Origin of the sequence: Tsukamurella sp. TY48, assembly GCF_019656655.1 — a bacterium.
Lineage (GTDB): Bacteria > Actinomycetota > Actinomycetes > Mycobacteriales > Mycobacteriaceae > Tsukamurella > Tsukamurella strandjordii.
In genome coordinates, this window is the sequence record NZ_BPMV01000002.1 from 710,819 (window position 1) to 722,877 (window position 12,059).

General features: G+C 70.4%; 12 protein-coding genes. 6 read left to right on the forward strand and 6 right to left on the reverse strand.

The window, feature by feature from the left end:
• The first annotated feature begins 8 nt into the window (after positions 1-8).
• Positions 9-818 carry an ABC transporter ATP-binding protein gene (locus TTY48_RS19230; protein WP_220659236.1) on the forward strand — a complete coding sequence of 270 codons (810 nt, stop codon included), beginning with the start codon at positions 9-11 and terminating at the stop codon, positions 816-818.
• Here TTY48_RS19230 and TTY48_RS19235 read toward each other — a convergent pair.
• From TTY48_RS19235 to rimP, 3 genes are read right to left on the reverse strand one after another with little or no spacing between them, the layout of a single operon-like run.
• On the reverse strand, positions 789-1,061 hold the full coding sequence (locus tag TTY48_RS19235) for a YlxR family protein (RefSeq protein ID WP_220659237.1): 273 nt from the start codon (positions 1,059-1,061) through the stop codon (positions 789-791). The genes TTY48_RS19230 and TTY48_RS19235 overlap by 30 nt on opposite strands.
• Positions 1,058-2,059: a transcription termination factor NusA gene (gene nusA, locus TTY48_RS19240; protein ID WP_220659238.1), complete on the reverse strand. Its 1,002-nt coding sequence runs from the start codon at positions 2,057-2,059 to the stop codon at positions 1,058-1,060. The genes TTY48_RS19235 and nusA overlap by 4 nt, the downstream gene beginning before the upstream one ends.
• Positions 2,060-2,653: a ribosome maturation factor RimP gene (rimP, locus tag TTY48_RS19245; RefSeq protein ID WP_220659239.1), complete on the reverse strand. Its 594-nt coding sequence runs from the start codon at positions 2,651-2,653 to the stop codon at positions 2,060-2,062. It lies immediately after the preceding gene.
• Between the two features lie 121 nt (positions 2,654-2,774).
• Here rimP and TTY48_RS19250 point away from each other — a divergent pair, with 121 nt between their 5' ends.
• Genes TTY48_RS19250 through TTY48_RS19260 form a run of 3 tightly spaced genes read left to right on the forward strand, consistent with a single transcriptional unit; the run spans position 2,775 to position 4,510 of the window.
• Positions 2,775-3,287: a hypothetical protein gene (locus TTY48_RS19250; protein ID WP_220659240.1), complete on the forward strand. Its 513-nt coding sequence runs from the start codon at positions 2,775-2,777 to the stop codon at positions 3,285-3,287.
• Positions 3,284-3,718, forward strand: a complete 435-nt coding sequence (locus TTY48_RS19255; RefSeq protein ID WP_220659241.1) for a ferritin-like domain-containing protein — start codon at positions 3,284-3,286, stop codon at positions 3,716-3,718. Before TTY48_RS19250 ends, TTY48_RS19255 begins: the two co-directional genes overlap by 4 nt.
• A gap of 27 nt (positions 3,719-3,745) precedes the next feature.
• Positions 3,746-4,510, forward strand: a complete 765-nt coding sequence (locus tag TTY48_RS19260) for a DUF4190 domain-containing protein (RefSeq protein ID WP_220659242.1) — start codon at positions 3,746-3,748, stop codon at positions 4,508-4,510.
• A gap of 90 nt (positions 4,511-4,600) precedes the next feature.
• Here TTY48_RS19260 and TTY48_RS19265 read toward each other — a convergent pair whose 3' ends face one another.
• Entirely contained in the window at positions 4,601-5,713 is a 1,113-nt protein-coding gene (locus tag TTY48_RS19265; RefSeq protein ID WP_220659243.1) for a GAF domain-containing protein, read from the reverse strand.
• A 312-nt stretch (positions 5,714-6,025) separates the two neighbouring features.
• Here TTY48_RS19265 and TTY48_RS19270 point away from each other — a divergent pair, with 312 nt between their 5' ends.
• Positions 6,026-6,757: a PHB depolymerase family esterase gene (locus tag TTY48_RS19270; RefSeq protein WP_220659244.1), complete on the forward strand. Its 732-nt coding sequence runs from the start codon at positions 6,026-6,028 to the stop codon at positions 6,755-6,757.
• 502 nt (positions 6,758-7,259) lie between these two features.
• On the opposite strand, the gene TTY48_RS19275 is transcribed toward TTY48_RS19270, so the two are convergent.
• Positions 7,260-9,017 (reverse strand): proline--tRNA ligase, encoded by a 1,758-nt coding sequence (locus TTY48_RS19275; protein ID WP_220659245.1) that lies wholly within the window; start codon positions 9,015-9,017, stop codon positions 7,260-7,262.
• Positions 9,018-9,042: 25 nt separating this feature from the next.
• On the opposite strand from TTY48_RS19275, the gene yaaA reads away from it, so the two are divergent.
• The gene (yaaA, locus tag TTY48_RS19280; RefSeq protein ID WP_220659246.1) at positions 9,043-9,789 is read left to right on the forward strand and encodes a peroxide stress protein YaaA; all 747 of its coding nucleotides are present in this window, start codon (positions 9,043-9,045) and stop codon (positions 9,787-9,789) included.
• A gap of 4 nt (positions 9,790-9,793) precedes the next feature.
• Here yaaA and TTY48_RS19285 read toward each other — a convergent pair whose 3' ends face one another.
• On the reverse strand, positions 9,794-12,016 hold the full coding sequence (locus tag TTY48_RS19285; RefSeq protein ID WP_374758748.1) for an MFS transporter: 2,223 nt from the start codon (positions 12,014-12,016) through the stop codon (positions 9,794-9,796).
• Between the last annotated feature and the right edge of the window lie 43 nt (positions 12,017-12,059).

Genomic DNA, 12,059 nt, shown 5'->3' on the forward strand with positions numbered 1-12,059 from the left:
GAGAAGCGATGTCGATGTCCCTTGCACAGGAACGCACGGAGATGGCGCCCGCAGCCATCTCCGTCTCCGACCTCACCGTCACCTTCTCCTCCAAGCGCGGAACCACCACCGCCCTCGAAGGCATCGACATGACCGTGGCCGACGGCGAGTTCGTCACCATCGCCGGACCCTCCGGCTGCGGAAAGTCGACGCTGCTGAAGGTGATCGCGGGGCTCACCGACTCGTCGCAGGGCGAGGTCCGGCTGCGCGGCAAGGTGGTCTCCGGTCCACAACGCGAGATCGGCTACGTCTTCCAGCGCGCGGCATTGCTCGAATGGCGCAACGTCCGGAAGAACATCCTGCTGCAGGCCGAGATGCGGGGTATGCCGAAGCAGGACGCCGCGCAGCGATGCGACCATCTCCTCGAGATGACCGGGCTCACCGGCTTCGCCAACGCCATGCCCTACGAACTGTCGGGCGGTATGCAGCAGCGGGTCTCGCTGTGCCGGGCGCTGATGCACGAGCCCAAGGTCCTGCTCATGGACGAGCCCTTCGGCGCTCTCGACGCCCTGACCAGGGAGAAGATGAACGTCGAATTGCACCGGATCTGGCGCGAGACCGGGACCACCGTGGTGCTGGTGACGCACTCGGTCGCTGAAGCGGTGTATCTGGCCAATCGCGTCGTCGTGATGAGCCCGCGGCCGGGACGCATCGTCGAGGAGCTCGCAGTGGATCTCCCGGCCGAACGCGACTACTCCGAGACGATGGAACGTTCCGAGTTCATCCACATCGCGAACCGGGTCCGCGAGCTACTGGGCAGCAGCTCCGCCGCCGACTGACAGCATCGAGTCGTCGAGCGGGCCGGATACCCGCAGCGCCCGCCGGAACGCGTTCCGGCGGCGCGCCTGCTCGACGCACTCGGGCGCATCGTGCAGCCAGGCACCGCGCCCCGGCAGCCGCCGCGCACCGTCGACCACGACCCGCAGCGCACCGTCGTCCCCCGCGACCGCGACCGTGCGGATCAACTCCGCGGCGGGCGCCCTGCGGCGGCACCCGATGCAGGTGCGGACCGGTTCACTCACTCGGGGCTGCCAGTCTCCGCATCCGAACGGATGTCGATCCGCCAGCCGGTGAGCCGGGCGGCGAGGCGGGCGTTCTGCCCCTCCTTGCCGATGGCGAGCGAGAGCTTGAAGTCGGGGACCACCACGCGGGCGGCCTTCTCCTTCGGGTCGACGATGGTGACGGACACCACCGACGACGGGGACAGCGCGTTGCCCACGAAGACCGCGGGATCGTCGTCGTAGGCGATGATGTCGATCTTCTCGCCGTCGAGATCGCTCATCACGTTCCGCACGCGCTGCCCCATCGGGCCGATGCAGGCGCCCTTGGCGTTGAGTCCCGGCACCGAGGTGCGCACGGCGATCTTCGACCGGTGGCCGGCCTCGCGGGCCACGGAGGTGATCTCGACGCTGCCGTCGGCGATCTCCGGGACCTCCAGCGCGAACAGCTTCTTCACCAGGTTCGGGTGCGTCCGCGACAGGGTGATCTGGGTGCCGCGCTGACCGCGGCTCACGCCCACGACGTAGAACTTCATCCGGTCGCCGTGCTCGTAGGTCTCGCCGGGCACCTGCTCGGCGGGCGGGAGCAGGCCCTCGTGGCCCTCGCGCTCGCTGCCGATCCGCACCACCACGAAGCCGCGGGCCGCGGCGCGGGCGTCCGCCTGCACCACACCGGAGACGACCTCACCCTCGTACACGGCGAATTCACCGAACGTGCGGTCGTTCTCCGCGTCGCGCAGACGCTGGGTGATCAACTGGCGCGCGGAATCGGCGGCGATGCGGCCGAATCCCTCAGGGGTGTCGTCCCATTCGGTGATGATGTTGCCGTCGGCGTCGAGCTCCTGCGCGAGCACCTTCACCTCGCCCGTGCGCCGGTCCACATCGATCCGCGCGTGCGGCTGGTGGCCGTCGGTGTGCTTGTACGCCGTGAGCAGTGCCACCTGGATCGCATCGATCACGGTGTCGACGGAGATGTCCTTCTCCGCCTCGATGGCCCGCAGGGTCGCCATGTCGATGTTCATTTAGCCCTCTTCTCCGGCGTCGTGCCCGGTCTCATCTGTTGTCAGGTCGGTCGGCTCGGCACCGGGAATCACGCGGCCCGGGGTGATTCCGGACAGCTCCAGCTCCCGCGGATTCGGCTTGCGGAACTCCACCCGTGCCGCGGCGGCGGCCACCTCGTCCAGCGCGATATCGCGTGTGGTCGGTTCCGACTTCCGCTCCCCCGGAACGACGACGGTCACCGTCGACTCGTCGTCGGAGAGCGCGCCGATCCGGACCAGAAGGTTGGTGCCGTCGGTGAGCTCGATCGCCGCCTGCCGCCCGCGGGCGCGCCGCCAGTGCCGCGGCTGCGTGAGCGGGCGCTCGGCACCGGGCGTGGTGACCTCCAGGGTGAAGGCCTGTCCGCCGAAGACATCGTCGGCGCCGTCGACCGCCTCCGACAGGGTGCGCGCGACATCCGCGAGGAGATCGAGGGTGGGTCCGGAGTCGTTGTCGACCACCACGGCGATGACCGATTTGGGGCCGGCGTTGGTGATGCGGAGATTCTCGAGATCGAGTCCCGCCTCGTCCAGGTGAGGTGCGATGACGGTGCGGACCGCCGATTCGTCGTATGCCATACGCGCCTCCCTGTGAAATTGTCACGGGGCACATCGCCCCGTGCCGAACGCTCCGATCAGTGTACCCGCGTTACGACGCGCCGCGACCACGGTCCGGCCGGTCCCCTTAGACTCGTGCACCGTGCGTCCCGAACCCGAGCAACCCCTTCGCGGCACCGTCGACCGGCGGACCGCACTGACGTCCGCGCTCCTCGCCGGCGGCGCCCTGCTGGGTGCATCGGCCCTCGCCGGCTGCGCGCCCGAGGAGAAGGCCGACGACCCGCAGGCGACGCGCCTGGAGGCGGCCGCCCTCGCCGCGCAGGCCGACGCCGACGCCGCCCGCGGGCTGGCGGTACTCGACGGTGCGGTGGGTCCGCAGATGCGGCTCATCGCCGATCAGCGCTCGCAGCACGCCACCGCACTGTCCGACGAGCTGTCGCGCTACCTGCGGCGGCCCACCTCGGTGTCCCCGCCCACCTCGTCCGCGGCGCCCGCCCCCGGCGGCACCCTGAACCGGCAGACCTTCGCCGCACAGCTCGCCCGCTCGGCGAAGGACGCCGGCGATGCCGCGGTCGCCGCATCGGGCTACCAGGCCGCACTCCTGGGTTCGGTGGCCGCCGCGACCCGCGTGCACGCGGAGGTGGTGCTCGGATGACCCCCGCGCAGGAAGCGGCCGTCGCCGCCCTCCAGGCCGAATACGCGGCCGTGTACCTGTACGGCGTGGTGGACGCCTACGCCTCCCCCGCCCGTCGCGGCGAGATCGCCAAGTACGCCGCGGAGCACCGCGCGCAGCGCGATTCGCTGGTCAGCGCGCTCGGCGGTGCCGGCGTGCAAGTCCCCGTCGCCGCTCCCGCGTACACGCCGCCGGAGCCCGTGACCGATCCCGTGAGTGCCGCGAAGGTGGCCGCCGCCGTCGAGGACGACAGTGCGGCCGCCTACCGCAGCCTGCTCTCCAAGGGCGACAGCGACGGCCTGCGGCACCTGGGTGTGACGGGGCTGGGTGCCGCGGCGGTCCGCGGCGCACGGTGGCGGGTGGCGCTCGGCGTGACACCGGTGACGGGGCCGTTCCCGGGCATCCGCAGCTAGTCGGGGGCGACCTTTACACTTGCGGACATGACTTCTAACGATCCGCAACAGCCCGGCACGGGGGAGAACGATCCGACGGTGATCGCGCCGCAGGCCGACGGGTCGGCGGGTGCCTCGCCGGCAGGCGATGCCGACGCCCCCACCACCGCGTATCCGACGCAGCCGGACCCGTACCCGTACTCGGCCCCGGCCGATCCGTACGCACTGCCCGACCCCTACGCCGCGCAGCCGAACCCGTACCAGGCGCAGCCGAACCCGTACGCGCCGCAGGGCGAGCCGTACGCCGCGCAGAACCCGTACCAGGCTCCCGCGGACCCGTACGGCGCGCAGCACCCGTACCAGGCCCCCACGGACCCGTACGCCGCGCAGAACCCCTACCAGGCCCCCGCGGATCCGTACGCGCAGCCGGGGCAGCAGTACGGCGCGCTCCCCCAGTACCCCGCCTACCCGGGCCCGAACGGCCCGGGCGTGGGTTACCCCGCCTACGGCCAGCCCGCCCAGAGCGGCACGAACGGCCTGGCCATCGCCTCGCTGGTCTGCGGCATCCTGTCGATCCCGTCGGCCTGCGTGTGGGGGCTCGGCATCCTGTTCGGCATCGCCGCGATCATCATGGGCATCATCGCCATGAAGCAGACGAAGCAGACCGGTCAGGACGGCAACGGCATGGCCCTCGCCGGCCTCATCACCGGTGTGGTCGGGCTGCTGCTGAGCATCGTGCTCCTGGTGCTGATCATCATCGGCCTGTCGATCGATCCCTCGTCGAGCGATTACCTGCTCAGCCTCCTGCGCTGACACCGACCGACGAAGGCCCGCACCGTTCCCGGTGCGGGCCTTCGTCGTCCGAGGTTCGGCACGGGGACACCCCGCGAGCACATCGTCCGGCTATTCCAGTGCCGTGCCGTCCCCTATTCCGGGGTGCCCCTTGTCCGTGGGCGGCACGGGGTCCGGCTCGTCGGAGTGACCGACGACGGTGATTTCGATGAGTCCGAGTTCCGGCTCTCCTTCCCCTTCGGGAAGTGAAGCGACACCGTCGACGACGACCCACCCCCGACCTCCACTGGCTCGCAGTCGCACGTTGTCGACGCGACCTTGGCGCGCTTCACCGCCCAGCACCCGTGCTGCGACGGCGAAGATCCGCTGCACATCATCGGGATGCGGAGTGTCGCGGTCATCGACCTGCCCTTTCCATTGCACCCCGGTCAGTGGGTGCGTAATCCACTGAAGGACACGAACCTTGCGAACGTCGACGAGGAGAAGGTGACGGTTCGGGGCGATCGCCCGCAGTGTGCGCAGCGCTGCATTTCCCGCGACCTGCATGGATACATCGTCTCGAGCGGTTTCGAAGACGATTCCCCGCCACAGATCGCGGCGTGCACCATCCGCGACGAGGACGATGCGGCCGGCACGGTCGGTCTCGGTGAATCGACACGCACCAGCCCACCGACCGGTGGTCGGCGAGATGAGGACCTCTTTGATCAGCGACAGATCATTCTCGACCTGAACGTATTCGAAGATCTCAGCGGAGGTGATCGGCCGCCGGGGGACGTCCTCACCGGCCAGAACGGTGTCTCCGCGCGCCCAGAGCTTCCGCTCGGTGTTGTCCCATTCGAATCCGATGGTCGCCGGCGGACCTTCACCGGAGGCCACGTGAGAAGCCGGTCGAACTGTGACCCAGACGCCCAGGAGGCGGTGCCGCGGGCCGATGACCGGGATCGCCACCAGCCGGCTACCGGGGTTGCCGGCCAGTTCGCGCACCGTCGGGCCGCTGGCCCGCGGCTCGCCGGTGAGGGCGGCTTCGCGGATCTCTTCGATGACCGCCAGGACCTGCGCCCACGCTTGGCGGGTTCCTGCCGCACCGGCGAACGCACGTTCGCCCGATATCCACGCGCGCGGCACGGGCCCTTCTGCGATCACCGTCGGAGCGGCGTGCAGCAATTCGATCAGGTACCACGGGGTCGGCCTCTGGCGCCGTCGGCCCACATCCGGTCCAGACATGGCGATGGGACCTCCTGTGCACCGCGGACTGGTCCTTGTCTGTGCGTCATACTAACCATGTCGCCAGCGACGGCTTGATGGATCGGCGAACGCTTGTGGCCACGCCACCAGCGCGGTCGATGGGCTCCACAAACCCTGGGAGGAACGATCAAGAGCGGGGTGAACAAGGCCGGTACTGTTGCCGCACTCGCTGCAGTCGCGGGTGCAACCTGGGTTCTGCTCGGCTCCCGCGCCCCCCGGCCCGCAGGCACTCTCACCGGCCGTGTCACGCGCAGCAGTGCGAAGGTCGCAGGGCGCCGTCGACGCTGGCTCGTGTATCGGCCCGCATCGTATGCGGCGGGCGCCCCTGTGCTTCTGGTCTTACACGGGTCCGGCGAGACGGGTACGACCTTTCGGCGAGCAACCGGGCGACGATTCGATGAACTCGCCGATCGACAGGGCTTCATCGTCGTCTATCCGGATGGCTGGCGCAGAAACTGGAACGAGACGCGGCTGGCGGGTCGATTCGCAGCGAAGAAGAAGCACATCGACGACACCCGATTCCTCACCGAGCTCGCCGACTCGGTCGCCGGGACCGGCGCGCCCATATGGATCACGGGCTTCAGCAGCGGTGCCGCGGCCGCGCTGCGGGTCGCGCTCGAAGCCAGCGACCGTATCGAGGCGATCGCCCCAGTGGGTGCCAGTGTCCCCACCGCCGACAACTGGCAGACCGACCTGGAGGTTCCCGCGACCCTCGCCCGTCGGGTTCGAGCTCTGTTGGTGCTCGGGGACCGGGACCCCGTCAACCCACTCAACGGCGGAAGCGCCGGCCTCTTCGACGGCAAGGTCGGCAACCGCGGGTCAGTACTGTCCGGAGTCGACAGCGCGGCATGGCTCGCCGCGCACGACTTCGACGCCATCCTCCACGTCGTCCAGGGGAACGGTCACCACTACACGGTGCCGGGCCGTCGCGGCCCCCGACTGTTCGGTCCGACGGCGTCGGGCGTCGACATCGCCGCGGACGTCGTCGCCTACTTCCGCGGGGATGCTTCGCCTCGGCAGTGACGGCGCGATTCGCGGCGCCCGCCGGTGGACGGTCACTTCGCATGCGCAAGCATTTGCTACGGTGGGGTCGGCGCTCCCCTCGGGGAGGACGTTCCCGCATTCTGAGTTCTTCGGGTGTGGTCGCTCAGGTCTTATCGGATTCGGATAAGACCTCACACGAGTGACCGCACAACCGAACGGGAACAGGATCAACGAATGCGCCACCCAGCTCAGCGTCTCTCGACCGACCACCACACACAGGTCACCAGCCCCTCGCAGATGCATCGATCGCACTGTTCGGCGCTACCGACGCGAGCCTCGACCGGTTCCTCCAGCAGCGGCGTCCTCGCGGCAGTGGTCATGCCCTTCGCAGCCGGAGTGGCTTCAGGCGTGATCACGGACGATGGATCCGCACCGAATACCTGTGCTCCGCGCGGTGGGGGCGACGCAGCGGCACGGGGCAGCGGCGGCAGGTTGCAGAGCGGGTAACCCTGCGCTCCCTGCCGCCGGCTGCGCCGCACGATCAGCGCGCAGCGGCGGCGATCTCCGCGGCGGCGTCGGCGACGGGGATCTCGCGGGCCTCGCCGGTCAGACGATCCCGGAGCTCGACGACACCGTCGGCCCAGCCCCGGCCGACCACGACGACCGTCGGGACGCCGAGCAGCTCGGAGTCCTTGAACTTGATACCGGGCGAGGCCTTGCGGTCGTCGAGCAGCACCTGCAGCCCCTGCGCGTCGAGAGCACCGGCCAGTTCCTCGGCACCCGCCCAGGCGCCCTCGTCCTTGTTCGCGATCACCACGTGCACGTCGAACGGGGCGACGCCCTTGGGCCAGCGCAGGCCCTTGTCGTCGTGCTGCTGCTCGGCGATCACGGCGACGAGCCGCGAGACGCCGACGCCGTAGGAGCCCTGGGTGAGGCGCACGGGCTTGCCGTTCTCGCCGAGGACGTCGACCTCGAAGGCGTCGGTGTACTTGCGGCCCAGCTGGAAGATGTGGCCGATCTCGATGCCGCGCGCCGAGACCAGCGTGCCCTTGCCGTCGGGCGAGGCGTCGCCGTCGCGGACCTCGGCGGCCTCGATGGTGCCGTCCGGCGTGAAATCGCGTCCCGCGGTGAGGTTCACCACGTGCCGCCCCTTCGCATCGGCGCCGGTGATCCAGGCGGTACCGGTCACCACCCGCGGATCAACGAGGTAGCGGACCTCGTTCTCCAGCAGCGCCTTCGGGCCGATGTAGCCCTTCACCAGGAACGGGTACTTCGCGAAGTCGCCCTCTTCCAGCAGCGCCACTTCGGTGGGCTCCAGCGAGGCCTCGAGGCGCTTGAAGTCCACCTCGCGGTCGCCGGGCACACCGATGCCGAGCAGCTCCCAATCGCCACCGGGAGCGCGCGTCTTGACCATGACGTTCTTCAGCGTGTCGCCGGCGGTCACCTCACGACCGAGCACGGACGCACCGTCGGCACCGGCGTTGGCCCAGGCGACGAGCGTGTCGATGGTGGGCGCGTCCGGGGTGTCGTAGACCTGCGCGGCGGGGAGCCCGTCGAGCGGGATCGCCGCCGGCGCGGGCGTCACGACGGCCTCGACGTTGGCGGCGTAGTCCGACTCGGTCGAGTGCACGTAGGTGTCCTCGCCGACGGGGCTGACCGCCAGGAACTCCTCGGAGGCGCTGCCGCCCATGGCGCCGGACGTGGCGGAGACGATCACGTGCTCGACGTCGAGCCGGGCGAAGATCTTCTGGTACGCGGCGCGGTGCTTGGCGTACGCCTCGGACAGCCCCTCGTCGGTGGTGTCGAAGCTGTAGCTGTCCTTCATCACGAACTCGCGGCCGCGCAGGATGCCCGCGCGGGGCCGCTCCTCGTCGCGGTACTTGGTCTGGATCTGGTACAGGATGACCGGCAGGTCCTTGTACGAGTTGTACTCGCCCTTCACGGTGAGGGCGAAGATCTCCTCGTGGGTGGGGCCGAGCATCATGTCGGCGCCCTTGCGGTCCTTGAGGCGGAACAGTCCGTCGCCGTACTCGGTCCACCGGTTGGTGGTCTCGTAGGGCTCGCGGGGCAGCAGCGCGGGCAGCAGGATCTCCTGGCCGCCGATCGCGTTCATCTCCTCACGCACCACCTGCTCGACGTTGCGCAGCACCTTCAGGCCCAGCGGCAGCCACGAGTAGACACCGGGCGCGATGCGGCGCACGTATCCGGCGCGCACGAGCAGCTTGTGGCTGGGGACCTCGGCGTCGGCCGGGTCGTCGCGGAGGGTGCGCAGGAAGAGCTGGGAGAATCGGGTGATCACGAGGGCACAGCTTAGTGTGTCCGGTGTGTTGATCCTGCTTCCCCCATCGGAAACCAAGGCCGGCGGCGGCACGGGCTCGCCGCTCGACCTGGGCGTGCTGGCCTTCCCGTCGCTCACGCCGACCCGCGAGCGCCTCGTCGACGCCCTCGCCGCGGTCTCGCAGGACGACGATGCGGCCCGCGCCGCGCTGGGCCTGTCCCCCGGTCAGACCGATGAGCTCGAGCGCAACCGCACGCTGCGCACCGCGGCCACCCGCCCGGCGATCGAGCAGTACACCGGCGTGCTCTACGACGCGCTGGACGTGCGCGGGCTGACGAAGGCGCAGCGCGCGAACGCCGACGCCCGGCTGGCCGTGGGGTCCGCCCTGTTCGGCGTGGTCGGCGCGGTCGATCCCATCCCGGCGTACCGGCTCTCGTCCGGCTCGAAGCTGCCGGGCCTCGGCACGCTCGCCGCGCAGTGGAAGCCCGACCTCGCCGACGCGCTCGCGGCGGCCGACCGCGGGCTGGTGATCGATCTGCGTTCGGGCGGGTACGCGGCGCTCGGCAAGGTGCCGGGGGCCGTCACGGCCACGGTGGTCACGGAGCGGGCCGACGGCTCGCGGTCCGTGGTCTCGCACTTCAACAAGCACCACAAGGGCCTGCTCGCGCGGGCGCTCGTGATCAGCCGCAGTGAGCCCGGCGATGCCAAGGGCGTGGTGAAGGTGGCCGAGAAGGCGGGCCTGCGCGCCGAGCTCTCGGCGCCCACCGAGGTCACGATCGTCACCGCCGGCTGAGTCGCTACTCGTCGTCGTCGCGGCGGTGCCGGCGAGCACGCCGGATCCGGTCCGCCTGGGGCGACGGTGCGGGGCGGTGCATCCCGTCGTCGGGCAGCGAGTGCTTCCCGCCGTCCTGCGGCGGGGCGGGTGGCGGCTGCGGCGGACGCGGCATCGGGCGGCTGGGACGCTGCACGGGCCCGCTGGGGCGCTGCGGCGGCGGAACGGGCCGGTTCATCGGCTGGCTCGGTCGCGGTCCGACGGGGCGCTGCGGCGGAGCGGGCGGACGCTGCGGAGTGGGCGGACGCTGCGGAGCGGGCGGGCGGGGCAGATCGGCACTGTCCCGCTGGATCGGCCCGGACGGGCGCGCCAGCCCGGCGAGATCGTTCCCCGGCTGCGGCGGGCCGGACACCGGTCCGCTCGGGCGTGCGACCGGTCCGCTCGGGCGCGGCTGCTGCGCCGGGCGGCGCGGCGGGGCTGCCGGACGGGGCGGCGCCACCTGGACGGCCTGCGTGGGTGGCTCCGGGGTGTGCGGACGCTTGATCGCGCGGAAGCGATCGGTGAAGTACACGGGCTCGGGGTCGCCGGGCCGCTCGTTGTACGCCCGGTCGAAGTCCTCCCGCCGGATCGCGGCGAACGAGCCCGAGGTGACATCGCCCTCCAGCGGCTCCCAATCGTCGTCGGTGTCCTCGGTCTCGTCGAAGGCCTGCGCCGGGAACGAGGTGGAGTGGACCACACCGCCGGATTTGCTGGACGCCTCGGCCATCTGGCCCTCGGCGATCTCCGCGGGGGTGAACCGCATGAAGGGCACCACCACCAGGCCCGCGATGATCAGGATCACGGCGCACGAGATGAACGCCAGCCCGTAGCCCGAGGCCAGCGCACTGATCTGGTCCGAGGTGAGGTCGCTGTGCTTGAGATGTCCGGTGGTGGGGCCGCCCTCGGCCATGATCCGGGACGTGACGGCCACCTGCACCGAGGCGAGGCCCACGATGCCGCCGATGTTCTGTCCGACCTCGACCAGCGCCGACATGGGGCCGATCTCGGTGGGCCGGACACCGGCCAGCGCGCACAGGGGCAGCGGGACGATGGCGAAACCGACACCGATGCCGATGAGGAACACCGGGATCGCGATCTGCGGGAAGTAGGCGACGGTTTCCGGCGCCTTGCTCATGAGGGTGGGCACGTACAGGCACGGGAAGAAGACGACGAGCCCGCCGAAGGCCACCAGCCAGCGGGCCTGGATGTACTGCACGAGTTTCGTGCTGGCGGTGATCGAGATGCCCATGCCGAGCGCGAAGGGCAGGAGCGCGAGGCCGGACTGCAGCGGTGAGTAGCCGAGCACCAGCTGGAAGGTGAGCGAGACGTAGAAGCCCAGCGTGGGGATCAGGGCGCCGCACACCAGGATGCCGATCATCGCTGCGACGCGGTTGCGGTTGTTGAACAGCGAGAAGGGCAGGATCGGGTTCTTGGCGGTGCGTTCGACGATGAGGAAGGCGATCAGGCACACCGCGCTGAACCCGAGGGCCGCGTAGACCAGTGGGCTCTGCCAGTGCAGTTCGGGACCGGCGGTGAGGGCGTAGACGCCCGCGACGCAGCCCGCCACGGCCAGGATCGCGCCTTTGACGTCGAGGGCGTGCCGGCGTTCCGAGGTGGCCTCGTCGAGCGCGAAGTAGCCGCCGATCGCGCAGGCGAGGCCCACCGGCACGTTGATCCAGAAGACCAGTCGCCAGTCCCAGGTGGCCAGGAGGCCACCGGCCACGAGACCGGCCACCGATCCGAGGCCGGCCATGCCGCCGAAGATGCCGAAGGCCTGGTTGCGCGCCTTACCGGGAGCGAAGGTGGTCGCGATCAGCGCCAGCGCCGTCGGGCTCGCGATGGCCGCGAAGAAGCCCTGGCTGGCGCGCGCGGCGAGCAGGAAGGCCTCGCTGGTGGCGAATCCGGCCAGTCCCGACGCCACGGTGAAGCCGAGCACGCCGAGGATGAACATCTTCTTGCGGCCGAAGGTGTCGCCCAGACGCCCGCCGAGCAGCATGAACCCACCGAACGTGAGGGCGTAGGCGCCGAACACCCACACCTTCATCGCGTCGGTGAGGTTCAGCGCCTCCTGGATGACGGGCATCGCGACGAAGACGACCGTGCCGTCGAGGACGGCGAGGAAGTACATGCCCGAGAGGACGAAGATGGCGAGGCCGATGGCGCTGCCCTTGACGCGGTACGTCTGCGCCTGGGCACCGGGGGCCATCATCGAGGTCATGGGTTCCGAGGCTACCGGGTGATAGCAGGTGTGC